Origin of the sequence: Methylobacterium sp. 17Sr1-1, assembly GCF_003173775.1 — a bacterium.
Lineage (GTDB): Bacteria > Pseudomonadota > Alphaproteobacteria > Rhizobiales > Beijerinckiaceae > Methylobacterium.
On the sequence record NZ_CP029552.1, the window covers coordinates 3,922,320 to 3,944,892 of the forward strand.

Here is a 22,573-nt window from a genome sequence, read left to right on the forward strand (position 1 = left end):
ATCCGGGAAAAGGGGCGGGGCAAGAACTGGGACCTTTGCTCGTCGGATACGTCAGCAGCCGACGGTTCAGGCCGTTGGAATGATGCCGAGGACCCAGCAGGCACGGAGTCCGCTCCGCGCCGGCTGGGGTACCGCTATCGCCGCCGCAGCGGCTGCGCGACCGCCTCGGGCAGGAGCGGCGTCAGCAGCATGGCGATCTGCGTCCGGTTGCTGAGCTGGTACTTGCGCATGATGTTGCCGATATGCGCCCGGACGGTGTTGGGCGAGATCCCCATCTCGTGGGCGATCAGCTTGTTCGGCAGGCCCCGGGCGATGAGCGCGATCAGCTCGCACTCGCGCGCGGTCGGGGCTGCGGCCTCGTCCTCCGGCGCCGCCGGCTTCGCCGGCCGGAACCGGATCGGAGCCTTGGTTCGCGACAGCGGATGGGACCCTTTCAGTACGACCATGTGTGCCTCCCCCATCGGCCCGGGCGGGCCGCCTTTCGATGATCACTCGGCCTTCAGCGCCTCCACCGGATCGAGCCTGGCCGCGCGGTGGGCCGGATAGAGCCCGAAGAACAGTCCCGTGATCGCCGAGAAACCGACGGCGACCGCGACGGCGCTCGGGTCGATGACGGTCGTCCAGCCGGCCGAGCGGGCGACCGTGAGCGAGATCGTCGCCCCGAGCACGACCCCGACGAGGCCTCCCGCGAGGCACAGCACGAGCGATTCGCACAGGAATTGAAGTCGGATGTCGCGGCCGCGGGCGCCGAGTGCCCGGCGGATGCCGATCTCCCGGGTGCGCTCCGTCACCGAGACGATCATGATGTTCATGATGCTGATGCCGCCGACGAGCAGCGAGACGCCGGCGATCGAGGTAAGCAGGATCGCGACGGTGCGGGTGGCGCCGCGCTGCGCCTCGGCGGCGGCCGAGGGGTCCTGCACCTTGAAGTCGTCCTCTTGGTCGTCCTGGATCCGGTGGCGCTGGCGCAGCAGGTCCTCGATGCTGGCCTTGGCCCGCGCCATCGCCTCGTCGGAGACGGCCTTGGCGAGGATGTAGGCGACCGCGTCCCGCGCGGTGCCGCCGGCGCTGCCGAGGAAGCGGAGCTTGGCGGTCGAGAGCGGCACGAAGGCGACGTCGTCCTGGTCCGGTCCCTTCGGGCTCAGCACGCCGACGACCTCGAACGGCACGTTCATGACGCGGATCTCGGCGCCGACCGGATCGTCCGTGCCGAACAGCTCGCGGGCGACGACGCTGCCGAGCACCGCGACCTTGCCGGCCATCGCCTCCTCGGTGGCGTTGAAGGTGCGGCCGGAGGACAGCGTCCAGTCCCGGACCACGAAGTGGTTCGTGGTGGTGCCGTTGACGGTGGTGTTCCAGTTGCGGTTCTCGCGCACGGCTTGCGCGCTGCCGGCGATCGAGCCGGCGGCTGCGCGCACCTGCGGCACCTGCTCCAGGATGGCGTCGACGTCGCCCTCCGTGAGCGTGGCCCGCGTCCCGGCCTTGAGGCGTAGCCCCCCCTGGCGGGCCGCGCCGGGATTGATCATCAGGACGTTGGCGCCGATCGCCCGGATCTGCCGGGTGACCTGGCTCTGCGCGCCGCTGCCGATCGCCAGCACCGTGACCACCGAGGCGACGCCGATCACGATGCCCAGCATAGTGAGCAGGCTGCGCAGCAGGTTGAGGCGTAAGGCCCGCAGGGCCATCAGGAGGGCTTGCCCGAGCATCACGCGGAGGCCTCCGCCATCGCCCTCGGGTCGGTTCCGTCCTCGGACACGACGCGCCCGTCCTGCAGGCGGACGATGCGGCCGCAGCCCGCCGCCACATTCATGTCGTGGGTGATGATCAGGATCGTCCGTCCCGTGGCGTTCAGGGCCTGGAACAGCCCCAGGATGTCGCTGCCGGTGCGGCTGTCGAGGGCGCCGGTGGGCTCGTCGGCGAGCAGGATGCCCGGATCGGTGACGAGGGCGCGGGCGATGGCGACGCGCTGCTGCTCGCCGCCGGAGAGGCGGGTGGGCAGGTGCTCGGCCCGGTGGGCGAGGCCGACGGAGTCGAGGGCGCGCTCGGCCCGCCGCCGCCGCTCCGCCCGACCCACCCCGGCATAGATCAGCGGCAGCTGCACGTTGTCGAGGGCGGAGTGGCGGGGGAGCAGGTTGTAGGCCTGGAAGACGAAGCCGATGCGGTGGTTGCGCAAGCGCGCGCAGCGATCGGCCGAGAGCCGCCCGGTCTCGACGCCTTCGAGGAAGATCCGTCCGGAGCTCGGCCGGTCGAGCAGGCCGACGAGGTTCATCAGGCTGCTCTTGCCCGAGCCGGACGGGCCGACGACCGCGACCGACTCGCCCTCGCCGACCGCGAAGGTGACGTCGTGGAGGACGGGGACGGCGACGTCGCCCATCCGGAAGGTGCGGCTGACGCCCGCCAGCCTGACGATGCCGTCGCTCATAGGCCGAGCCTGATCCCGAGGAAGCGCGCCGGTTCGCTCGCGTCGGCCTGCCCGACGACGACCCGGTCGCCCTCCTGGAGCGCGCCGCCGCGCAGCACGACCTGGTCGGCGCTCGATGCGCCCGTCGTCACGGCCACCGGGCGGAGCGCCCCGGCCGGGTCCTGCACCCAGACCGCCTGCTCGCGCGTGCCCGGCTCGGTCCGCCCCTCGGGCACCGCCCGGGCCGGCCGGAAGCGCAGGGCGGCCAGCGGCAGCTTCAGCACGTCGTCCTCCCGGTGCACCGTCAGGCGGGCGAGCGCGGTCATGCCGGGCAGGAGCAGGCCCTCGCGGTTGTCGGTCGTCAGCACCACCGTGTAGGTCACGACGCCCTGGTTGCTCTGGGGCGCCTTGCGCACCTGGCGCACCGAGGCCTCGAAGCGTCGCCCCGGATAGGCGTCGACCGTGAAGCTGGCGCGCTGCCTCGGGGCGACCCGGCCGATGTCGGTCTCGTCGACCCGGGCGTGGATCTCCATCTCGCCGAGGTTGCGGGCGACGTTGAAGGCGGTGCGCGCCTCGAGCCCGGCGGCGAGGGTCTGGCCGGCGCTGACGAAGCGGCCGACGATCACGCCGTCGATGGGCGAGCGGATGGTGGTGCGGTCGAGCTCGATCTGCGCCGCCCTGAGGCTCGCCTCCTGCAGCGGCACGGCAGCCTTGGCCTGGATCAGCTCGGCTTCGAGCCGGCGCAGGTCGGCCGCCGCGGCATCGACCGCGAAGGCGTTGAGCTCGAGGAGCGAGACGGTCTCACGCAGCTGCGCTTTGCGCGAGGCGAGGTCGGTCTGCGCCTCCTCCAGCGTCGCCACCGAGGTCGCCTCGCGCGAGCGCAGCATGGTCTTGCGGTCGACGTTCCGCTTGGCCGCCTCGAGCATGACTTGCGCGTTCTCCAGTCGCGCGGCCAGCACCGCACGGTTGCCCTTGGCGTTGTCGAGGTCGATGCGGGCGCGCTCCAGTCGCGCCTGCTGGACCCGGACGCTGGCGGCGGCCATTTCGAGCGAGGCGCGGGCCTGCTCGACGCGGGAGATGAAGCTGCGCTGGTCGATCCGCGCCAGGGGATCGCCCTTGTGGACGCGGTCGTTGAAGTCGACGAAGAGGTCGGCGATCTGGCCCGCCAGCTGCGAGCCGACCTCCACCGTGTCGACCGGCTGCAGCGCGCCGGTGGCGGTGACGATCTGCTCCAGCGGCCCGCGCTGGATCGCGGTCGTGATGAACGGGGCCGGCTCCGGCGCGGGCGCCGAGACGAGGCGGGTGATCCGCGCGTAGGCCCGCTCCTGCCGGGCGGCCAGGTCGTCCAGGATCGGGCGCAGGGCCAGGGGATGGGCCTGGACCACCGCCGCGGCGGCGAAGCCGCCCGCGGCCACGGATGCGCACAGGGTGCTGACAATCCAGCGTCCCACCACCAGCCTCCCTCACCTGCGGTCGACAGAACCCGACAGGGCGCGAACTGTCGATGTATTTGTTAGTTCATCGTCCAGCGCAGTAATGTTCTGACAGATCGCAACCCTGACCGAAATCCGCACGACTCCGTACGGTCGAGCCCGTACGGACAGGCCCGTGCGATCGTCCCCGTCAGTCGAATCCGGCCTCCAGGGCGATGCGGACGAGGTCCTGCACGCTGGCGCATTCCGTCTTCGCCATGATCCGCGCCCGGAACACCTCGACCGTCCGGTGGCTGATCGCGAGGTCGTCGCCGATCTCCCGGTGGGTCAACCCCAGCAGGATGCGGGCGAGGACCTGCCGCTCGCGCTCGGTCAGCCGGGACAGGCGCTCGCTCGCCAGCGCGTGCCGGACGTCGGGCGAGGCGGAACGGGACCCGCGCACGGCGGAGCGCACCGCCTGGACCAAGGCCCTGGGGGCGAACGGCTTCTCGATGAAGTCGAAGGCTCCGAGCTTCATCGCCCGGACCGCGGTCGAGACGTCGGCATGGGCGGTGAGCAGGATCACCGGCACCAGCGACCCGCCGGCGCGCAGCCGCGACAGGAGATCCAGGCCGTCGATCCGCGGCATGCGGAAGTCGGTGACGACGCAGCCCGCCTCCGCCAGTGCGGGATCGCCGAGCAGGCTGTCGGCCGCAGGATGCTCTCGGACAGTGAAGCCGGCGCCGCTGAGAATATCCGCCGCGAGCGAGCGCATCGCGGCGCTGTCGTCGACGAGATGCACGAGCTGTCCCGTTTCCATGAGGTCACCCCCCGAAAGCACGCTTGCGTCGGGACGGCCGTCCACCGCCCGGGCGCTTTCCTCCGTCAACTGTTGTCGGCAGCAACCGTTTCTTGGCCGCGAAGGTAGCGGCATTTCGAGATCCGGAAAGCGGTGTGTTATCACCCGTAGGCCTGAAGATGCGTACCCCTTTGGGGGTAGGAGCTGATTTACTGTTTAACAAGCCATGCATGTATTTACCGGCAGCATAAGCGCCACTTGATTGACGCAGTGTCAATAGTCCCAAGAGACTAAAACATATATCAGGCTTATTCGGGCGCCGTTTTTGGGAAACGATTGCGACGGCGCTGGGGAACGAGCAACGCTCCGACACCGAAGCACCATCTCGTGCGGCACATCCGTCGCCTGGTTCACTCAAGGAGGCACCCGATGAAAAAGATCCTGCTCTCGGCCGTGACCGTGCTCTCGCTCGCCGGGCTCCCCTCGACCGGTCACGCCCTCTCGATCGGCAGCGGCAACGGCAACGGCAACGGCAACATCGGCGTCGGCAACGGCAACGGCAACGGCAACGGCAATACCGGCGCCTTCAACGGCAACCTGAACGGCAACGGCAATATCGGCTACGGTAACGGCAACAACAACGGCAACGCCAATACCGGCGTCGGCAACGGCAACCTGAACGGCAATTTCAACTGGGGCGTCGGCAACGGCAACAACAACGGCAACTACAACTACGGCCTGCTGAACGGCAACGGCAACGGCAATCTCAACTGGGGCAAGTACAACGGCAACAACAACGGCAACAACAACCGCTGAATGCAGCCTCGGCCGCAGACTACGATCGGCGGAGCGGTCCCGGCCGCTCCGCTCTCTCGATGCAAGGTTCCTCGATGCGAGGTTCCCGACCGCACGTGGCCCTCGCGCCGCAAGGGAGGCTCCGATGAAATTAGTGCCCTACCTGCTCGCCGCGGCGCTGCTCGGCACCGCATACCCCGCTGCCGCGCGAGGTCTCGCGATGACCATGTCGGTGTCGATCGGCAACGGCAACGGCAACGGCAACGGCAATGTCGGGATCGGCAACGGTAATTCGAACGGGAACTACAATACCGGATCCGGCAACGGTAACGGGAATGGAAACGGCAACGGCGCGCCGCAGACCGGCGGCAATATCGGTGCCTTCAACACCGGGACCGGAAATGTCGGCGCCTTCAACTCGGGCACCGGCAACGTCGGCGCGTTCAACGGCAACAACAACAGCAGTCCGACGAGCGGAAATTACAACGTCGGCGCGTTCAACGGCAATTTCAACACCGGGGCCTATAACGGAAACAATAACACCGGCGCGTTCAACGGCAACTTGAACGGCGGCGCTTACAATGGGAACGGCAATACTGGCGCCGTCAACGGGAACCTGAACGGAAACGGCAACCGGCCCTGAGCGGCTGCGGGCCCAACTCCCTGCCGGCCGGATGCTTCGGGACGGGCTTGGACCTGCGGGGATCGATTGTGTCGTCCAGATGACGGTCCGCGGCAGACGGTTTGCCAGTCGACACGACATCTCGGCATGAACCCGCCGGCGACCGGACGAGATCTTCCTCTCCACTTGGCAGGAACTGCCGTTTCCCCACTACCAGGACTGGGTGAGACGGCACCGGAAGGAGATGACAATGCGCTTGACCCTGATCGCCCTCGCGTTGACCGGACTCGGCCTCGCCGGTCCCGCCGTCGCCCAAACGCATCGCTGGACGCCGCCCGACGGCGTCAGCCGTGCCGAGTTCCGCGGCTTCTTCCAGCACTGGCACGGTCAGGGCGGCGGTTGGCAAGGTGGCGGTTGGCAGGGAGGAGGCTGGCAAGGCCGTCCGCACCGGTGGAGATACCGCTCCATGGATCTCAATACCGGGTCCACCGGAGATGCCGCAGCGCCGGAGCCCCCCGGCCTGACGGGCGCCGTGCCTCCCGGCCTCGCGAACGGTTCGGGCAACGGCAATGGCAACGGCAACATGGGCAATGGCAACGGGAACAACAACACCGGCAACAACAACGGCAACGGCAATGTCGGGAATGGGCTCGGGAACGGGTTCTCCACCAACGGGAACGGGAACGGCCTCGTCCAGTGAGTGGTGGTCCAGTCGGGTGGCATCGACGGGGCGCACGGGCTGGATGACATCCCTCGACGTCATCCCGGGTTCCGCTTTGGCGACCCCGGGATGACGTAGCGCGTGTGGACTTCGTCGGCCTGTTCGAACGGGCGCGGAGCCACCGCCCCGTCCGGGCCCTGCAGCCTAGTAGTTGATCGTCGCCCGCAAGCCCATCACGGTCGCGGTCTTCAGCCGGCGGCCGTCCTCGCCGGCGAGCCCGCCGCCGGGGCGCATGACGACTTGCAGGTCCGGCTGCAGGGTGAAGCCGGGCAGCACCTCGGCCTGGTAGGTCGCCTCGATCACCACCTCGCTGCTGCGGATCGGGCCGGCGCTCCGGCCGAACCGGATGCTGTCGCGGTCGAAGGCGCGGGCGGCCGGGCTGATGCGCGAGTAGATCACCCCGAGCGCCGCGGTGTCGTTCGGCCGGCCGGGCAGCAGGCCTTTGTAGGCGATGCCGCCGTCGAGGTAGAGGTCGATCAGGTTGCGGTCGCCCGGCACCGTCGACAGCCGCAGGAAGGCGCTGGCGCCCTCGTCCTCGGTACCGGGCTCGCGGTAGAGCGTCTGGTCGACGATGCCGTAGACGCCGTGGTCGCCGCGGAAGCGCCGCGCGATGCCGCTCGCCTCCGGATCGGCGAGGAACCGGCCGGCGACGCTGTCGAGGCGCGGGCTGTCGAAGCCGCCGAGATGCTGCCAGCCGCCCAACGTTGCGGTGCCGTGCAGGTTCTCGCCCCACAGGTCGAGCGTGTAGGCATAGGCGACCTCGCCGATGAAGAGGGGCGGGTCGCTGACCCGGAAGCTGGTGCCGGTGCGGTTGATCCGCTGCGGATCGGCGTCGTCGCCCCGCCGCGTCCCGGCCGGATCGCCGTTGAAGACCGCGGCCTGGAACGACAGGCGCGGATCGGGGACGACCTTCACCCGGACGGCCGGCGTGGCGAGGGGATAGATCGGCCCTCCGCTCGGCAGCACGACGGCGCCGATATTGGGCCAGCCGAAGCCGGCATTGAAGAACACCACCGCCGACTGGGCGATGGCGAACTCGGTATCGGCCGAGACCTGGCCCACCTTGATCGAGAGCGTGTCGTCGAGGAGGCTCTGCTCCAGCCACAGCTCGAACAATCGCGTCGCCGGCAGGGCCTCGATGCCGCTCACCGTCGTCAGGTTGTTGACGTAGGAGCGCGACATCCCGTGGCCGTGGATCTGGAAGAAGTCGGTGTGAAACTTCGCGCCTCGCCAGCCGGCAAGCCGGTCGAGATCGACGTCGAGGGAGGTGTCGAGCCGCCCGCCATAGGTGACGCCGCGGCGCAAGCCCCCGCGCAGGTTGGCCAGCCCCTCGCCGATATAGGTGACGGTGTAGGTGATGCCGCGCTCGGCCAGGAAAGCGCGGAACCCGAACGGGTCGCCGTAGGGGCCGAGCGACGACTGGATCGAGCCGCCGATCGTCACCGAGACCTGGTCGGAGGTCCGGGACTGGGCGATGGCGGTCTGCGGGTCGCCGCCGGCGCCGGTGAGGGGCCAGGCCGGCGGGGCCACGGTCAGGCGGGGGGCGGGCTGCGCGCGCGCGCCGGCGGCGGCCAGGACGAGGACGGCGAGCGCCGCCCCGCGCGCGAGCCCGCTCATGCCCCGCTCAGTACCGCGCCGGCACGTACATGTCGGCCGGGATCGGGCCGCGGACGTAATCGGGGTTGCGCACCCGCTCGGGCAGGTGGACGGGCGGCCTCTCGACGGTGCCGTAGGGCACCTGCTCCAAGAGGTGGCTGATGCAGTTGAGGCGGGCGCGCCGCTTGTCGACCGCGTCGACCACCCACCACGGAGCCTCGTCGATATGGGTGCGGGCCAGCATGTCTTCCTTGGCCCGGGTATAGCTCTCCCACCGCCGGCGCGACTCGACGTCCATCGGGCTGAGCTTCCACTGCTTGAGCGGATCGCGGATGCGCATCTCGAAGCGGTGGGCCTGCTCGGCATCGGTGATCGAGAACCAGTACTTCACCAGGACGATGCCCGACCGGACCAGCATGCGCTCGAACTCGGGCACCGAGCGGAAGAATTCCTCCACATCGGCCTCCGAGCAGAAGCCCATGACGCGCTCGACGCCGGCACGGTTGTACCAGGAGCGGTCGAACAGCACCATCTCGCCGCCGGTCGGCAGGTGGCTGACGTAGCGCTGGAAGTACCACTGGCCGCGCTCGCGCTCGCTCGGAGCGGGGAGGGCGGCGACACGGCAGACCCGCGGGTTGAGACGCTGGGTGATGCGCTTGATGACGCCGCCCTTGCCGGCGGAATCGCGACCCTCGAACAGCACCACGACCTTGAGCTTCTCGGTCTGGACCCAGTCCTGGAGCCGGACCAGCTCGTGCTGCAGGCGCAGGAGTTCGCGGAAGTAGAACCGACGGTCGAGGTCCGGGGCGGCGCCCTCGGGCGGCGGCACCAGCCCGGCGAGGCGCTCCTCCTCGATCTCGAGCTCCAGTTCCTCGTCGTAGGCCTCCGCGATCTCGCGCCGCAACGCCTCGATCGTGGCCGCCTGCTGCGGCGCCTCGAACTCGCTCATGGGCCCTCGTCCCTCATCCCCGTCTCGACGATGCCGCCTTACAGCAGCGGCCCATGACAGTGATGAGAAGAGGCGGTGACGGCTTGTGGAGGACCACGCCGCCGCGCGGGGCGGCGTGGTCCTCCCCGACGGATCCGGGCGCGTCAGCGCCGGGGGGCCGTGCCGGCCTTGGCGTCGTTGGTCTGCGAGGTCGAGCCGCGCGAGGTGGTGCCGGTCGTGTCCGACTTCATCTCGTGACCCGGGGCGTAGCCGGAGGCACCCGGGCTGCCCTTGCGGCTGCCGCTCTCCTGCATCTCGTGCCCCGGGGTGCGCGCCGAGGCGCCGGGCCGCTCCGTCGCCATGGCGCTGCCTGCGAGGGTCGTGACGGCCAGCAGGGCGATCGTGATCCGCTTCATCGCTGTCTCCTGTCTGAGAGTGCGGAGAAACGGTATCTCCCGAGAAGTGGTTCCCCGCCGGGTCGGCGCTGCTTTGCTGACGAGGCAAAGAAGATTTTCCCTTCTTCACCAGTCGGGAAAGCGTGGAACGGTTTTCGGGACATCGCCGTTGCTGGTGCCGATCGAACCGAATGGAGATGCGCCGATGCGCAGGACCGTCCTTCCCCTCGCCTTCACTGCCATGGTCGCGGCCACCGGGCTGTTCGGCGCCACGACCGCGGCGCGGGCCGATCCGCCCTGGGCCCGCGGCGGCTACGGCGAGGTTCGCGGCGGCCCGCCGGCCTGGGCGCCGGCGCATGGCTGGCGCCGCAACGTCGAGCGCCGCATGGACCGGTGGGGCGACGACCGGCCCTACCGCGCCACGCGCTACCGCGAGGAGCGGCGCTCGTACTACCGCTACTGACGCGGAGGTGATCGACGAGGGCCGGTCGTCACGGCCGACCCTCGCCGGCCGGGGGCGAGAGCACTGCCGGATCGCGTCGCAACCGGACCTCGCTCCCGGTCCTCGATTTTGCGGCGTTGCCTACGACAAGCCGTTAGTCATTTCGCTCGGACATACTTCCATCCATGTGATGAGTCGGTGCATCAGGATTTTTCGCGTCGATTTTTATGAGAGCTGTTTGGCTGATTGACGGGATCTATCCTCCTCACACCCTCATCTGAGGTGTCATTCGATTGAAGATCGACTGACCTCGAAGCTGGCCTCGAGAGACCACAGAGGAAATGGAAGGCCTCATTACGAGGCTCTCGTTGGTCAGACCTCGGGATGCGGTTGAGGATGGGAGAAATCCATTTTCCTTTCGAAAATATTTGTAAATTATTATATTATCAATACTATAAAATAAATCCTTGTTCAGCACGCGGCGTCTTCATGTTCTCAGCGTTCGATCGTCCTGGTCGACGCCACCGCGAGGGCGCTGTCGCGCTTCCAACCCCCCCAAGAATTTTCCCGAGCCCACCCTCCTTGAAACCGCCCGGGCGACCCCGCATGTAAATGTCGTTCACATTCACATCCTGCGGGAGATCGTGACGTGTCGTTTTCCTCTGCCCCCTGGTCGAGCGGCCGCGCCTGCCGCAACGGCCCGTTCCCGCGCCGCTCTCTCGAGATCGGCGCGATCGTCATCGGTTTCATCTATGCGTGGCCGTTGGCCGCGGCCTACGTGGTGTGGAAGCTCATGGGTTACCCGGCTCTGAACGAGATGAAGTCCTTCGCCGAGCGCTCCTTCCGGAACGGGTTCTCGGGGTTCTCCGGCTTCGGCGCGGCCCGCCACGACAGCGGCAACTGGGCCTTCGAGGAGTATCGCCGCAAGGAGATCGAGCGCCTCGAAGAGGAGCGCCGCCGCCTCGAGGAGGAGAGCCGCGCCTTCACCGAGTTCGTGGACGAGCTGAAGCGCGCCCGCGACCGCGAGCAGTTCGACGCCTTCATGGCCCGCCGCCGCGCCGGCTCGAACTACTGAGCGGAGCGGGGGCCCGTTGCCCCGACAATGGGCGGTCGGCGCCTCAGGCTTGAGCTTGACGCGCCGAATCGGCTGGGCCACCCTCCATCAGGTCAAGCACACGACAGGCTCCTCGCGGCCCCCGCGGGGAGCCTTCTCCGTTGAAGGACGGCGCGGCCGCATGACCAGTTCCAACCGCTCGACGCATATCCGGCTCACCTCGCACCCGGAGCCCGGCACCGCCCGCTGGCCGATCCGCTGGGGTGCCGCCGACCCGCGCGAGCGCGGCCCCATCATCGGCACCGTGACCAACCCGGCCGACCGCAACGTGATCGGGGCCAATGGCGGCGCCTACTCGCTCTACCGCGCCCTCGCGATCGCGGGCCGGGCGATGAACCCGCTCGCGCGGCCGGACCTCACCAACACCCACCCGGTGGTCGCGATCGGCCCGCATCCGCAATGGGCGGACCCGGCGAAAATCGTGTCGCTCGATCCGTGGGGGCACATGCCCGGCGAGGTGTTTCGCGAGGCGATCACCTCCGGCACCGATATCCGGCCGACCATCGCGGTGACCAAGGCGCGCTTGAGCCTGCCGGAGATCCTGGCGGCGATGGGTGCCCATCGGCTGGCCGCCGACGGCACGGTGCTGCACGCCACCGGCGACATCTCGGTCACCAAGATCGCGGTCGACCCGGTCTGGTACCTGCCGGGCGTCGCCGCCCGCTTCGGCACCAGCGAGACGAGCTTACGCCGCACCCTGTTCGAGCAGACCGGCGGCATGTTCCCCGAGCTCGTCACCCGGCCCGACCTCCAGGTCTTCCTGCCGCCGATCGGCGGCTGCACCGTCTACGTGATGGGCGAGGTGTCGGGCCTGACCGACCCGCGCCGGCGCATCGCCTGCCGGGTCCACGACGAGTGCAACGGCTCGGACGTGTTCGGCTCCGACATCTGCACCTGCCGGCCCTACCTCACCCACGGCATCGAGGAATGCGTGCGCGAGGCGCAGGCCGGCGGCACCGGGGTCATCGTCTACAACCGCAAGGAGGGGCGGGCGCTCGGCGAGGTGACGAAGTTCCTGGTCTACAACGCCCGCAAGCGCCAGGAGGGGGGCGATTCCGCCGCCACCTACTTCGAGCGCACCGAGTGCGTCGCCGGCGTGCAGGATGCCCGCTTCCAGCAACTGATGCCGGACGTGCTGCACTGGCTCGGCATCCGCCGCATCGACCGGCTGATGTCGATGTCGAACATGAAGTACGACGCGATCACCGGATCGGGCATCGAGGTCGGCGAGCGGGTGCCGATCCCGCCGGAGCTGATCCCGCCGGACGCCTCGGTGGAGATGGAAGCCAAGAAGGCGGCGGGCTACTACGCGCCCGACGGCGTCACCGAATCCCTCGACGCCGTGAAGGGCCGCGACCTCGAGCGGTTCTAGGAGAACCGAGCGCTTCCGATCCCCTCGATGGCGCCCGTCCGACTTGTCCCTGGAGATGCCCGTGCCTGAGTTTTCGACCGCCCGCAGCCTGCTCTCGGCCCGGGCGGTGCGCGCCCGCGCCGAGACCCTGCTCAAGGCCGGACTCGAGGGGCGGCTCGACCATTTCGTGGTCGATCTCGACCGCCTCGGGCCTTGCGCCGACGCCGTGGTCGAGACCATCCGTGACGCCTATCCGGACCTCGCGATCCCCTATCATGCCCGCTGGCGCCACTTCTCGGTCGGCGGCTTCGAGCGCTGGGGCTCGCTCGTCCACGCCGCGCCCTTCGAGGATCCGGCCGAGCAGGCCCGCGCCGCGTTCGACCTCGTGGTGGTGAGCGTGCTTCTCGATGCCGGCGCCGGCCCGACCTGGCGCTACGAGGAGGGCCGCACCGGCGAGACCTACGCCCGCTCGGAGGGGCTGGCGGTGGCGAGCTTCGACATGTTCGTCTCCGGGCTGTTCTCCTCCGAGCCCGAGGATCCGTTCCGCGCCGACGCCCGCGCGTTGGCGAGCCTGACCGAGGCTGAGCTGGCGGACGGCTTCCAGGCCTCGCCGACCAACCCCCTCGTCGGCCTCTCCGGCCGCACCGCGCTCCTCAATCGCCTCGGCCAGGTCGCGGCGGCGGATCCGGAAGGCTTCGGGCCGCAGGCCCGCCCCGGCTTCCTGTTCGACCGCATCAAGGCGAAGGCCCGCGACGGCGAGGTGCCGGCGGAGGCGGTGCTGGAGGTGCTGCTGACCCATCTCGGGCCGATCTGGCCCGGTCGCATCGTGCTCGACGGGGTCGATCTCGGCGACACTTGGCGCCATCCGCTCGCCGGCGGCACCGGGCCGACGGAGGGGCTGGTGCCGTTCCACAAGCTGTCGCAGTGGCTCGCCTACTCGCTGCTCGAGCCGCTGGAGGAGGCGGGTCTGACCGTCACCGGCCTCGACGCCCTGACCGGGCTGCCCGAGTACCGCAACGGCGGCCTCTTCCTCGATACCGGGGTGCTGGCCCTGCGCCGGCCCGAGGAGGCCAAGCTGCCGCACGAGGTCGGCTCCCGCCTGGTCGTCGAGTGGCGGGCGCTGACCGTGGCGCTCCTCGACCGGTTGGCGCCGCTGGTGCGCGAGCGGCTCGACATCGAGGATCCCGCCGATCTGCCGCTCGCCAAGGTGCTGGAAGGCGGCACCTGGGCCACCGGCCGGCGCCTGGCGAAGTCCTTGCGGCCGGAGGGCGCGCCGCCGCTTTCCATCGCGAGCGACGGCACCGTATTTTGAAGGCGAGCATGTTCGTGAACGGAGAGACGGCGATGCAGGGTGCGGGTGCGCGCGGGGAGACGGGTGTGGCGCCGGTCACGGTGGTCGATCACCCGCTGGTGCAGCACAAGCTGACCCTGCTGCGGGACAAGGCGCGCTCGACCAAGGGCTTCCGCCAGCTCCTGAACGAGATCGGGACGCTGCTCGCCTACGAGGTCACCCGCGACCTGCCGCTGGAGCCGGTCGAGATCGAGACTCCGCTGGTGACGATGCAGGGCGCGCAGATCGCCGGCAAGAAGCTCGTCCTGGCGCCGATCCTGCGCGCCGGCGTCGGCTTCCTCGACGGCATGCTGTCGCTGCTGCCCTCGGCCCGCGTCGCCCATATCGGGCTCTACCGCGATCCCGACTCGCTTGAGGCCGTCGAGTACTACTTCAAGGCCCCGTCCGACCTCGCCGACCGCACCGTGCTGGTCCTCGACCCGATGCTGGCGACGGCGAACTCGGCCGTCGCCGCGGTCGACCGGTTGAAGGAGCGCGGCGCCCGCGACCTGCGCTTCGTCTGCCTGCTCGCCGCGCCGGAGGGGCTGGCCAAGTTCCAGGGCTCCCACCCGGACGTGCCGGTCTGGACCGCCTCGATCGACAGCCACCTGAACGAGCACGGCTACATCCTGCCGGGTCTCGGCGACGCCGGCGACCGGATGTACGGCACGCGGTAAGCCCTTGCCGGTGGCCCCCTCGCGCGGCAGGTAAGGGCGGGTCACACCATCGGAGCCGCCCCATGCCGTCGATCCCCGCCACCATGCGCCAGGTCCGCTTCAACGGGGCCGGCGGGCCGGAGGTGATCGGGATCGAGACCGTGCCGGTGCCGCGCCCCGGCCCGAACCAGGTCCTGGTCGAGGTCGTGGCAGCGGGCGTGAACCGCCCCGATTGCCAGCAGCGCGCCGGCAAGTACCCGCCGCCGCCCGGCGCCACCGAGGTTCCGGGCCTGGAGATCGCCGGCCGCATCGTCGCCCTCGGTGAGGGCGTCACCGGTCTCGCCGAGGGCCAGGAGGTCTGCGCGCTGACGATCAGCGGTGGCTACGCCGAGTACTCTGTCGCCGAGGCGGCGCTCTGCTTAGCCAAGCCCGGTCCGCTCTCGCTCATCGAGGCGGCGGGGCTGCCGGAGAATTACTGGACGGTCTGGACCAACGTGTTCGAGCGCGGCCGCCTCCGACAAGGCGAGCGCTTCCTGGTCCATGGCGGGTCGAGCGGCATCGGCTCGACGGCGATCCAGCTCGCCAAGCAGTTCGGCGCCACGGTCTACGCCACCGCGGGCTCGGCCGAGAAATGCACCTTCTGCGAATCCCTCGGCGCCGACCACGCCATCAACTACCGCGACGCCGATTTCGCGGCGGAGGTGAAGCGCCTGACCGACGGCCAGGGGGTCGACGTGATCCTCGACATGGTCGGTGCCGCCTATCTGGAGCGCAACCTGAAGTCCCTGGCGCTGGAAGGCCGGCTCGTCATCATCGCCTTCCTGCAGGGCTTCCTGGCGGAAAACGTCAATCTCACTCCGGTGATGATCCGCCGCCTCACCGTGACCGGCTCGACCCTGCGTCCGCGCACCGTCGCCCAGAAGGCCGCCATCGCCGACGGCCTGCGCCGGGAGGTCTGGCCGCTGCTGGAATCCGGCACCGTCAAGCCGGTGATCCACGCCACCTTCCCGCTGGAAGAGGCGCGGGCGGCGCATGAGCTGATGGAGTCGAGCGCGCATCTCGGGAAGATCATGCTGCTCACGGGCAAGTAGAACGCGCGACACCGGCACCGGGCAGAATCCCGGTGCACCAGGAACCTCGGCCGATCGGTGACGTTGGCTGCTCACACCGATCATGGCTCGGAGCGTCGCTCGCCGAGCCACACCCCCGAGGTTCCCCCATGGACAACAACCGCACCGTCGAGACCCCGACCTCGGCCCGCCAGGGCGCGAAGGGCCGCCCAGTCCTCTACGTGCTGCTCGGCAGCCTCGCTCTCCTGGCGGTCGCCATGGTGGCACTGCTCGGCTGGAACGGCTCGAACGCCCCGAAGGACTACGCGAGCCAGAGCCAGGACGCCTCGCGCCAGCAGATCACCGGCTCGCCCAACGGCAGCGGTGGCGTGTCGTCGACGAACAGCGCCGGCGTACCGGCCGGCAACCCCGCCTATCCGGCTCCCGCCGAGCCGAAGTCGACGGGCTCGACCAACGCCAAGTAGGCCACGACGCCGTACCGACGAAGGGCCGCCCCGACCGGGGGCGGCCCTTCGGCCGTTCAGACCCCGATCGGCACGGGAATGTGATTCCCGCCGCCCCGGCACCGTCCCGTAGGCTGCTCGTGGCCGCCCGGGGGAAGCGTGTCGTGGCGATGCGACGCCTGATGAAGTTCCTGCACACGATGGGGGCGATCGGCCTGATGGGCGCGATGGCGTCCCTGATCGTGCTGCTCGGCCTCGCGCCCCCGCCCTCCGCTCTCTCCGGTTACGCGCTGATGCGCGGCGCCATGGCGGCGGTCTCGACCTGGATCTTCCTGCCTTCCCTGGCACTGATGCTGGTGGCTGGTTTGCTGGCCGTCGCGCTCAACCGGGCCTTCCAGCAGGCCGGCTGGGCCTGGGTGAAGCTCGCGACCGGGATCCTGATGTTCGAGTACGGCTTCGTCGGCGTCCAGGGGCCGATGCAGCGGGAGGCGGAGCGCAGCGCGCAGGCCCTCGTCGGTCGCGTCGACCCGGCGACCCTGGCCGAGTCGCTCGGCGCCGAGTGGGGCACCCTGTGGGTGCTGCTCGCGATCTCGACCGCGAACGTCGTGCTGGGAATCTGGCGTCCGCGGATCCTGATCCGGATCCGCTGACCGCGGCCGCCGCGGGGGGCCTTCAGCGCGTCGGCACCGGCTCCGCGCCGCGGTAATCGTAGAAGCCGCGCTTGCTCTTGCGGCCGAGCCAGCCGGCCTCGACGTACTTCACCAGGAGCGGGCAGGGGCGGTACTTCGAATCGGCCAGGCCCTCGTAGAGCACCTGCATGATCGACAGGCAGGTATCGAGGCCGATGAAATCGGCGAGCTGGAGCGGGCCCATCGGGTGGTTGGCGCCGAGCCGCATCGCCGTGTCGATCGAATCGACCGAGCCGACGCCTTCGTAGAGGGTGTAGATCGCCTCGTTGATCATCGGCAGCAGGATGCGGTTGACGATGAAGGCCGGGAAATCCTCCGACACCGACACGATCTTGCCGAGCCGCCGCACGAAGGCCTTGGCCGATTCGTAGGTCGGGTCCTCGGTGGCGATGCCGCGGATCAGCTCGACGAGCTGCATCACCGGCACCGGGTTCATGAAATGGATGCCGATGAAGCGCTCGGGCCGGTCAGTCGAGGCGGCGAGCCGCGTGATCGAGATCGACGAGGTGTTGGTCGCCACCATCGTCTCGGGCCGCAGGGACGGGCACAGCGCGCTGAAGATGCTGCGCTTGATCGACTCGTCCTCGGTCGCGGCCTCGATCACGAGGTCGCAGGGACCGAAACCGTCGAAGGAATCGACCGGCAGGACCCGCTCGATGGCGGAGCGGCGCTGATCCTCGGTGATCGCGCCCTTCGAGACCTGCCGCTGCAGGTTGCCGTTGACGTTGGCCAACCCGCTCTTCAGGCGCTCGGGATCGCGGTCGTTCATCCGCACGTCGAGCCCGGCCAGGGAGCAGACATGGGCGATGCCGCTGCCCATCTGACCGGCCCCGATGATCCCGACCGTCTTGATCTCGATGCCCATCACACCCCTGCCTTCCCGCCACGCCGTCCCGGGCGTTCATACCACCGCGCCTTCGCAGATGCGAAGGGTTCCAGCGGGGCCCGGACGGGTCTTATCGGCCGCCCCCCGCGCGGTCCCGCGCGAGGGGCGATTCATCCTCAGCCTTTGGCCTTGGCGATTTCCTGCTGCAGGTCCGGCACGACCTGGAACAGGTCGCCGACCAGGCCGTAATCGGCGACCTGGAAGATCGGCGCCTCCTCGTCCTTGTTGATGGCGACGATGACCTTCGAGTCCTTCATGCCGGCGAGGTGCTGGATCGCCCCCGAGATGCCGACCGCGACGTAGAGGTCGGGCGCCACCACCTTGCCGGTCTGGCCGACCTGCCAGTCGTTCGGGGCGTAGCCGGCATCGACCGCCGCGCGCGAGGCGCCGACCGCGGCGCCGAGCGAGTCGGCGAGCGGCTCGATCAGCTCCTTGAACTTGTCGGCCGAGCCGAGGGAGCGGCCGCCCGACACGATGATGCGGGCACCGGCGAGCTCCGGACGGTCGGACTTGGCGATCTCCTCGCCCTTGAACGACGACTTGGCCTCCGGCGCCGCCGCGGCGGCGGCCGCCTCGACGGGAGCGGCGGAGCCGCCCTCGGGGGTCGCCTGGAAGGCGGCGGTGCGAACCGTGATCACCCGCTTGGCGTCGGTCGCCTGCACGGTCTGGATCGCGTTGCCGGCGTAGATCGGCCGCTCGAAGGTGTCGGGGCCGACCACCTTGATGATGTCGGAGACCTGGGCGACGTCGAGGAGGGCGGCGACGCGCGGCAGCACGTTCTTGCCCTCGGTCGAGGCGGCGGCGATCACGGTGTCGTACGAGGCGGCGAGCTCGGCGACGAGGGCCGCGGTCGGCTCGGCGAGCAGGTGGTCGAAGGCGGCGTCGGCCGCTACCAGCACCTTCTCGACCCCGTCGAGCTTGGCGGCGGCCTCGGCCGCTCCTTTCGCGTCGGCGCCGACCACGAGGGCGTGGACCGGGGCGCCGAGCTGCTTGGCCGCCGTCAGGGCCTTGGTGCTGGCGTCCTTCACGGCGCCGCCGGCATGCTCGACCAGCAGGAGGGTGGTCATGGCGTGAGTGTCCTTCCTTTCGAGGGATGCCTGTGCGTCCTCGTCAGAGGACGCCGGCCTCGACCTTCAGCTTGTTGACGAGCTCGGCGGCGCTGGCGACCTTGACGCCGGCCTTGCGGCCGCCCGGCTCGACGGTCTTGAGCACCTTCAGCCGCGGGCTCACGTCGACGCCGAGCGCCTCCGGCTCCACGGTGTCGAGCGGCTTCTTCTTCGCCTTCATGATGTTCGGGAGCGACGCGTAGCGCGGCTCGTTGAGGCGCAGGTCCGTGGTGACGATCGCCGGCAGCGTCAGGTTCAGGGTCTGCAGGCCGCCGTCGATCTCGCGCACCACGTCGAGGTTGCCCTCGGCCACCTCGAGCTTGAACGCGAAGGTGCCCTGCGGCCAGCCGAGCAGAGCGGCGAGCATCTGGCCGGTCTGGTTGGAATCGTCGTCGATCGCCTGCTTGCCGAGGATGACGAGGTCCGGGCTCTCCTTCTCCACCAGCGCCTTGAGGAGCTTGGCGACGGCGAGCGGCTCGACGGCGGCATCGGTCTTGACCAGGATGCCGCGGTCGGCACCCATGGCGAGTGCGGTGCGGATCGTCTCCTGGGCCTGCTGCGGGCCGATCGACACGGCGACGATCTCCGTGGCCTTGCCCTTCTCCTTGAGGCGGATCGCCTCCTCGACGGCGATCTCGTCGAAGGGATTCATCGACATCTTCACGTTGGCGAGCTCGACGCCCGAGCCGTCCGGCTTGACCCGGATCTTCACGTTGTAGTCGACCACCCGCTTGACGGGCACCAGGACCTTCATGATCGTCGCATCCTTCAGGATGAAGGGGGCGATCGCGGTCGGGCCCTCCCACGGCCGGCCCGCGATCGTCCCCGATTGAGCAAGGTGGCGCGGACCGTAGCGGCCGATTTTCCGAATTGTCAACGCGCCCCGGAGACCCGCCGCCCCGCCGTCCGAAGCGGGTCTCGGGCGCGGGTTTTCAGGTCCGGGTTTTCAGCTTCGCGTTTTCAGGTCCTCGTTTTCAGGTCCTCGTTTTTCCCGGCACCCATAGCACGTCGGCGGTTCCGCCCTCGTTGGCGACCCGCGCGGCGACGAACAGGAAATCCGAGAGGCGGTTCAGGTACTGGATCGCCACCGGCGAGACGGCCTCGCCCGGGGTTCCGGCGAGCGCCACCGCCAGGCGCTCGGCCCGGCGGCAGACCGTGCGGGCGAGGTGGAGCGAAGCCGCCGCCGGCGAGCCGCCGGGCAGCACGAACGAGCGCAAGGGGGTGAGCCCGGCATTCAGCGCGTCGATCTCGCGCTCGACCCGCTCGACCTGGGCGGCGACGATCCGCAGCGGCTCGTAGGGCAGGGGCTCGGGCGTTTCCGGCGTCGCGAGGTCGGCGCCGAGATCGAACAGGTCGTTCTGCATCCGGCCCAGCATCGCGTCGAGGTCGCCCGTAGTGTGCAGGCGGGCCAGGCCTAAGCAGGCGTTGGTCTCGTCGACGGTGCCGTAGGTCTCGACGCGGAGATCCGCCTTCGAGCGGCGCTCGCCGCTGGCGAGAGCCGTGGTGCCGGAATCGCCGGTGCGGGTGTAGATGCGGTTGAGGACGACCACGACGCGCTCCCTGGGGCCGGGCTCGCGTGAGGCGGGCCGATCGGCCCTGCCGTGCCCGGCTCCGATGTTCTAGCGGTCCGTCGCCGGATCGCCAGACCCTCCGCCGCCGGCGGTCCTCAGAACGTGTACGCGATCTTGCCGCCGAAATTGGTCAGGCCGCGGTTGTTGACGCACAGGCCGGCGTTCGACATGTGCTCGATCGTCGCCATGATGCTCCAGTGCTCGTTGATGCGGTAGCCGACGCCGGCCGCCTCGCGGAACAGCGGGTTGCAGCCGAGCGAATTGAAGGTCTTGGGCACGTTGTTCTTCGGCCCCGTCCAGCCGTCGTGGAAGCCCGCGCCGAAGAAGCCCTCGACGAAGATCCGGTCGGTGATGTCGAAGGTCCAGGTCGCGCCGAGATAGGCGTAGCTCGTGCGGCCGTCGACGTTGTAGCTGCCGCCGACGGTCGGGCGCGGCACGAAGGCGGCCCAGAACCGGTCCAGCCCGGTGACCGGCTTGGCGAACAGCAACTCGCCGTTAATGTTGCTGGTGTTCTTCTCGTTGCTGCCCGGATCCTGGGCGGAGCCGCCGATGCGGAACTCCGAGACGATGCTGAGGGGCTGAACCGGCGGCCGGTAGTCGGGCACCAGGGCCGAGGGATCGGCGGCCTGTGTGGCCGGAGCGGCGAGAACGACCGCGGTGGTGATCGCCGCGGCGAGGCTCGGAAGGGTTACGCGCATCTGTCGAACGAGGTCCGCCGCCCCGTTGCTGGGGCAAGGGTCACCCTAGCCGTAGGGCGGGCGTCCCGTCTCGCCGTACAATCCGTCTCGCCGCGGTTTTCCACCCCGTGCGTCCACCCCGCCACAGTCTCGCAGGGTCAGCCGCCGCGCCACCACAGCACGCCCATGATGACCAGGATGGCGACGAACTGGAGCACCACTCGCAGGCGCATCAGGCGCTGCGAGACGTTGGCGCTGCCGCCGCGCAGCATGTTGGCGAGGCCGAACAGCAGCACCACGGCGACCGCGAGGCAGGCGATGAGGACGATGGTGTTGCCGGACATTCCATGGGCTCGCGAGGTGGAACGGCCTGATAGGGCGGATCCGGTCCCGGCGGGAGAGGCCCCCACGCCGCAGGAGGGCGTCCGGGCGGCGCGCTCGCCCGCGCCCTGCCCGCAGCGTCAGCGCCGCGCACCCTCCAGCGCCAGTCGTTCCAAGTCGATCGCGATTGGATCAAGGCAAGATTAAGGTCATGGTCAGTCTCCGCTCGCCGGTTCGGTGTTGCGGAAATGCGATAGACGCTGGCAGGCCAACATGCTTGTAAGCGGCCGCCGGGCGGCTCGTGGCGGGAGCCGGCGCACCTGCGTCGGTCCTGGGTCAGTCCGGACTGAATCCTTTGTGACGGGCGCGGTCGCGATGTAGCCGGGCCAACGAACACGTCACGCAAACCAGTGTTGGGGGTCCCTCTCGTGAAGTCCTACCTGCTCGCAGCCGCCAGCCTGCTCGCGCTGGCGGGCGGCGCGCACGCCGCCGACCTGCCCCGTCGCGCCGCCCCGCCGCCGGTCTTCGCCGCGCCGCCGGCTTTCACCTGGACGGGCTTCTATGCCGGCGTGAACGCGGGCGGCGCCGTCGGCGGTGATTTCCGCGCCGCGACGACCGCCCCGCGCCCGGCGGCCCTGCCGCCGTCCCGGGCCGAGGTCTCGGCTGCCGGCTTCGTGGCGGGCGGTACCGTCGGCTACAACTACCAGTTCACGCCGAACAACGGCTTCGTCGTCGGCGTCGAGGCCGATGCCGGCTACTCGGATATCCACAACGAGTTCCGCGTCGCGGCCGGCGCCACCGGCAATGCCAGCGGCGGCCTGAAGACCGACACCTACTTCGTCACCGTCCGTGGTCGCGTCGGCTACGCCTGGGGCCCGCTCCTCGCCTACGTCACCGGCGGCTGGGCCTTCACGGAGATCGGTGCCCGCGGCAGCATCGCCGCGCCGGGCCTCGTCGCCGCGACCGCGTTCAACGCCTCGATCCCGGTCGACGGCTACACCGTCGGCGCCGGCCTCGAATACATGATCATGCCGAACCTCTCGGTGAAGGGCGAGTATCTGTACTCCGATTTCGAGCGCGACGTCCGCTTCCGTGCCCTGGGCACGCAGTTCGGCGTCCGCACCGGCCTCGACACCCATCAGCTCAAGGTCGGCATCAACTACCACTTCAACCTGTTCAACTGAGCGACGGAGGCGCCCGGCGATCGGGCGTCCCAAAGCGAGAAATGGAGACGGCGCGGTCCCGACC

The 22,573-nt window shown here is 69.6% G+C and carries 26 protein-coding genes; 12 read left to right on the plus strand and 14 right to left on the minus strand.

Annotated features, from left to right (window positions below; translation table 11 throughout):
• Nucleotides 1–134: 134 nt before the first annotated feature.
• The 5 genes from DK412_RS17610 to DK412_RS17630 all read right to left on the minus strand — a co-directional run bounded on the left by DK412_RS17610 (nt 135) and on the right by DK412_RS17630 (nt 4,633).
• Nucleotides 135–446 (minus strand): LuxR C-terminal-related transcriptional regulator, encoded by a 312-nt coding sequence (locus tag DK412_RS17610; RefSeq protein WP_109973007.1) that lies wholly within the window; start codon nt 444–446, stop codon nt 135–137.
• 42 nt (nt 447–488) lie between these two features.
• Nucleotides 489–1,706, minus strand: coding sequence for an ABC transporter permease (locus DK412_RS17615; RefSeq protein ID WP_109973008.1), 1,218 nt, complete (start codon nt 1,704–1,706; stop codon nt 489–491).
• Nucleotides 1,706–2,422 (minus strand): ABC transporter ATP-binding protein, encoded by a 717-nt coding sequence (locus tag DK412_RS17620; protein ID WP_280953953.1) that lies wholly within the window; start codon nt 2,420–2,422, stop codon nt 1,706–1,708. Before DK412_RS17620 ends, DK412_RS17615 begins: the two co-directional genes overlap by 1 nt.
• Entirely contained in the window at nt 2,419–3,852 is a 1,434-nt protein-coding gene (locus tag DK412_RS17625) for an efflux RND transporter periplasmic adaptor subunit (RefSeq protein ID WP_245447029.1), read from the minus strand. The genes DK412_RS17620 and DK412_RS17625 overlap by 4 nt, the downstream gene beginning before the upstream one ends.
• Before the next feature lie 172 nt (nt 3,853–4,024).
• On the minus strand, nt 4,025–4,633 hold the full coding sequence (locus tag DK412_RS17630) for a response regulator (protein WP_109973010.1): 609 nt from the start codon (nt 4,631–4,633) through the stop codon (nt 4,025–4,027).
• Between the two features lie 408 nt (nt 4,634–5,041).
• On the opposite strand from DK412_RS17630, the gene DK412_RS30670 reads away from it, so the two are divergent.
• From DK412_RS30670 to DK412_RS30260, 3 genes are all read left to right on the plus strand, one after another.
• Entirely contained in the window at nt 5,042–5,428 is a 387-nt protein-coding gene (locus DK412_RS30670) for a hypothetical protein (protein ID WP_204165393.1), read from the plus strand.
• Between the two features lie 124 nt (nt 5,429–5,552).
• Nucleotides 5,553–6,050, plus strand: a complete 498-nt coding sequence (locus DK412_RS30675) for a hypothetical protein (protein WP_204165394.1) — start codon at nt 5,553–5,555, stop codon at nt 6,048–6,050.
• A 235-nt stretch (nt 6,051–6,285) separates the two neighbouring features.
• On the plus strand, nt 6,286–6,729 hold the full coding sequence (locus DK412_RS30260) for a hypothetical protein (RefSeq protein WP_162596054.1): 444 nt from the start codon (nt 6,286–6,288) through the stop codon (nt 6,727–6,729).
• A 165-nt stretch (nt 6,730–6,894) separates the two neighbouring features.
• On the opposite strand, the gene DK412_RS17645 is transcribed toward DK412_RS30260, so the two are convergent.
• The 3 genes from DK412_RS17645 to DK412_RS17655 form a co-directional block, all read right to left on the minus strand.
• Nucleotides 6,895–8,367: a carbohydrate porin gene (locus DK412_RS17645; RefSeq protein ID WP_109973012.1), complete on the minus strand. Its 1,473-nt coding sequence runs from the start codon at nt 8,365–8,367 to the stop codon at nt 6,895–6,897.
• A 7-nt stretch (nt 8,368–8,374) separates the two neighbouring features.
• Nucleotides 8,375–9,295 (minus strand): polyphosphate kinase 2, encoded by a 921-nt coding sequence (gene ppk2, locus DK412_RS17650; RefSeq protein WP_109973013.1) that lies wholly within the window; start codon nt 9,293–9,295, stop codon nt 8,375–8,377.
• 143 nt (nt 9,296–9,438) lie between these two features.
• Nucleotides 9,439–9,690, minus strand: coding sequence for a hypothetical protein (locus DK412_RS17655; protein WP_109973014.1), 252 nt, complete (start codon nt 9,688–9,690; stop codon nt 9,439–9,441).
• A 184-nt stretch (nt 9,691–9,874) separates the two neighbouring features.
• Here DK412_RS17655 and DK412_RS17660 point away from each other — a divergent pair, with 184 nt between their 5' ends.
• The 8 genes from DK412_RS17660 to DK412_RS17695 all read left to right on the plus strand — a co-directional run bounded on the left by DK412_RS17660 (nt 9,875) and on the right by DK412_RS17695 (nt 16,725).
• Nucleotides 9,875–10,132: a hypothetical protein gene (locus DK412_RS17660; protein WP_109973015.1), complete on the plus strand. Its 258-nt coding sequence runs from the start codon at nt 9,875–9,877 to the stop codon at nt 10,130–10,132.
• A gap of 628 nt (nt 10,133–10,760) precedes the next feature.
• Nucleotides 10,761–11,186: a DUF2852 domain-containing protein gene (locus DK412_RS17665; RefSeq protein ID WP_093568791.1), complete on the plus strand. Its 426-nt coding sequence runs from the start codon at nt 10,761–10,763 to the stop codon at nt 11,184–11,186.
• A gap of 160 nt (nt 11,187–11,346) precedes the next feature.
• The gene (locus DK412_RS17670; RefSeq protein ID WP_109973016.1) at nt 11,347–12,597 is read left to right on the plus strand and encodes a GTP cyclohydrolase II; all 1,251 of its coding nucleotides are present in this window, start codon (nt 11,347–11,349) and stop codon (nt 12,595–12,597) included.
• A 55-nt stretch (nt 12,598–12,652) separates the two neighbouring features.
• Complete coding sequence (locus tag DK412_RS17675; protein ID WP_109973017.1) at nt 12,653–13,888, plus strand: URC4/urg3 family protein; 1,236 nt, start codon at nt 12,653–12,655, stop codon at nt 13,886–13,888.
• A 32-nt stretch (nt 13,889–13,920) separates the two neighbouring features.
• Complete coding sequence (gene upp / locus DK412_RS17680) at nt 13,921–14,583, plus strand: uracil phosphoribosyltransferase (RefSeq protein WP_093568789.1); 663 nt, start codon at nt 13,921–13,923, stop codon at nt 14,581–14,583.
• A gap of 62 nt (nt 14,584–14,645) precedes the next feature.
• A complete protein-coding gene (locus DK412_RS17685; protein WP_109973018.1) occupies nt 14,646–15,653 on the plus strand; it encodes an NAD(P)H-quinone oxidoreductase in 1,008 nt (335 codons plus the stop codon).
• A 128-nt stretch (nt 15,654–15,781) separates the two neighbouring features.
• The gene (locus DK412_RS17690; protein ID WP_109973019.1) at nt 15,782–16,096 is read left to right on the plus strand and encodes a hypothetical protein; all 315 of its coding nucleotides are present in this window, start codon (nt 15,782–15,784) and stop codon (nt 16,094–16,096) included.
• Between the two features lie 149 nt (nt 16,097–16,245).
• Nucleotides 16,246–16,725 (plus strand): hypothetical protein, encoded by a 480-nt coding sequence (locus DK412_RS17695; protein WP_109975339.1) that lies wholly within the window; start codon nt 16,246–16,248, stop codon nt 16,723–16,725.
• 22 nt (nt 16,726–16,747) lie between these two features.
• On the opposite strand, the gene DK412_RS17700 is transcribed toward DK412_RS17695, so the two are convergent.
• From DK412_RS17700 to DK412_RS17725, 6 genes are all read right to left on the minus strand, one after another.
• Nucleotides 16,748–17,629 carry a 3-hydroxybutyryl-CoA dehydrogenase gene (locus DK412_RS17700; RefSeq protein ID WP_109973020.1) on the minus strand — a complete coding sequence of 294 codons (882 nt, stop codon included), beginning with the start codon at nt 17,627–17,629 and terminating at the stop codon, nt 16,748–16,750.
• Nucleotides 17,630–17,766: 137 nt separating this feature from the next.
• Nucleotides 17,767–18,717, minus strand: coding sequence for an FAD-binding protein (locus DK412_RS17705; RefSeq protein ID WP_109973021.1), 951 nt, complete (start codon nt 18,715–18,717; stop codon nt 17,767–17,769).
• A 43-nt stretch (nt 18,718–18,760) separates the two neighbouring features.
• Nucleotides 18,761–19,510: an electron transfer flavoprotein subunit beta/FixA family protein gene (locus DK412_RS17710; RefSeq protein WP_109973022.1), complete on the minus strand. Its 750-nt coding sequence runs from the start codon at nt 19,508–19,510 to the stop codon at nt 18,761–18,763.
• Nucleotides 19,511–19,730: 220 nt separating this feature from the next.
• Nucleotides 19,731–20,306: a cob(I)yrinic acid a,c-diamide adenosyltransferase gene (locus DK412_RS17715; RefSeq protein WP_109973023.1), complete on the minus strand. Its 576-nt coding sequence runs from the start codon at nt 20,304–20,306 to the stop codon at nt 19,731–19,733.
• Nucleotides 20,307–20,422: 116 nt separating this feature from the next.
• Nucleotides 20,423–21,025, minus strand: a complete 603-nt coding sequence (locus DK412_RS17720) for an acyloxyacyl hydrolase (RefSeq protein ID WP_109973024.1) — start codon at nt 21,023–21,025, stop codon at nt 20,423–20,425.
• A 137-nt stretch (nt 21,026–21,162) separates the two neighbouring features.
• Nucleotides 21,163–21,348, minus strand: coding sequence for a twin transmembrane helix small protein (locus DK412_RS17725; protein WP_048433402.1), 186 nt, complete (start codon nt 21,346–21,348; stop codon nt 21,163–21,165).
• A gap of 405 nt (nt 21,349–21,753) precedes the next feature.
• Here DK412_RS17725 and DK412_RS17730 point away from each other — a divergent pair, with 405 nt between their 5' ends.
• Complete coding sequence (locus tag DK412_RS17730; RefSeq protein ID WP_109973025.1) at nt 21,754–22,509, plus strand: outer membrane beta-barrel protein; 756 nt, start codon at nt 21,754–21,756, stop codon at nt 22,507–22,509.
• The last annotated feature ends 64 nt before the right edge of the window (nt 22,510–22,573 follow it).

Bases quoted from the DNA above. Each gene is read 5' to 3' on its own strand.
- DK412_RS17610 (WP_109973007.1), bottom strand. From the start codon at position 446: ATGGTCGTACTGAAAGGGTCCCATCCGCTGTCGCGAACCAAGGCTCCG.
- DK412_RS17615 (WP_109973008.1), bottom strand. From the start codon at position 1,706: ATGCTCGGGCAAGCCCTCCTGATGGCCCTGCGGGCCTTACGCCTCAAC.
- DK412_RS17620 (WP_280953953.1), bottom strand. From the start codon at position 2,422: ATGAGCGACGGCATCGTCAGGCTGGCGGGCGTCAGCCGCACCTTCCGG.
- DK412_RS17630 (WP_109973010.1), bottom strand. From the start codon at position 4,633: ATGGAAACGGGACAGCTCGTGCATCTCGTCGACGACAGCGCCGCGATG.
- DK412_RS30670 (WP_204165393.1), top strand. From the start codon at position 5,042: ATGAAAAAGATCCTGCTCTCGGCCGTGACCGTGCTCTCGCTCGCCGGG.
- DK412_RS30675 (WP_204165394.1), top strand. From the start codon at position 5,553: ATGAAATTAGTGCCCTACCTGCTCGCCGCGGCGCTGCTCGGCACCGCA.
- DK412_RS17645 (WP_109973012.1), bottom strand. From the start codon at position 8,367: ATGAGCGGGCTCGCGCGCGGGGCGGCGCTCGCCGTCCTCGTCCTGGCC.
- ppk2 (WP_109973013.1), bottom strand. From the start codon at position 9,295: ATGAGCGAGTTCGAGGCGCCGCAGCAGGCGGCCACGATCGAGGCGTTG.
- DK412_RS17655 (WP_109973014.1), bottom strand. From the start codon at position 9,690: ATGAAGCGGATCACGATCGCCCTGCTGGCCGTCACGACCCTCGCAGGC.
- DK412_RS17660 (WP_109973015.1), top strand. From the start codon at position 9,875: ATGCGCAGGACCGTCCTTCCCCTCGCCTTCACTGCCATGGTCGCGGCC.
- DK412_RS17670 (WP_109973016.1), top strand. From the start codon at position 11,347: ATGACCAGTTCCAACCGCTCGACGCATATCCGGCTCACCTCGCACCCG.
- DK412_RS17675 (WP_109973017.1), top strand. From the start codon at position 12,653: ATGCCCGTGCCTGAGTTTTCGACCGCCCGCAGCCTGCTCTCGGCCCGG.
- upp (WP_093568789.1), top strand. From the start codon at position 13,921: ATGCAGGGTGCGGGTGCGCGCGGGGAGACGGGTGTGGCGCCGGTCACG.
- DK412_RS17685 (WP_109973018.1), top strand. From the start codon at position 14,646: ATGCCGTCGATCCCCGCCACCATGCGCCAGGTCCGCTTCAACGGGGCC.
- DK412_RS17690 (WP_109973019.1), top strand. From the start codon at position 15,782: ATGGACAACAACCGCACCGTCGAGACCCCGACCTCGGCCCGCCAGGGC.
- DK412_RS17695 (WP_109975339.1), top strand. From the start codon at position 16,246: ATGCGACGCCTGATGAAGTTCCTGCACACGATGGGGGCGATCGGCCTG.
- DK412_RS17700 (WP_109973020.1), bottom strand. From the start codon at position 17,629: ATGGGCATCGAGATCAAGACGGTCGGGATCATCGGGGCCGGTCAGATG.
- DK412_RS17705 (WP_109973021.1), bottom strand. From the start codon at position 18,717: ATGACCACCCTCCTGCTGGTCGAGCATGCCGGCGGCGCCGTGAAGGAC.
- DK412_RS17710 (WP_109973022.1), bottom strand. From the start codon at position 19,510: ATGAAGGTCCTGGTGCCCGTCAAGCGGGTGGTCGACTACAACGTGAAG.
- DK412_RS17720 (WP_109973024.1), bottom strand. From the start codon at position 21,025: ATGCGCGTAACCCTTCCGAGCCTCGCCGCGGCGATCACCACCGCGGTC.
- DK412_RS17725 (WP_048433402.1), bottom strand. From the start codon at position 21,348: ATGTCCGGCAACACCATCGTCCTCATCGCCTGCCTCGCGGTCGCCGTG.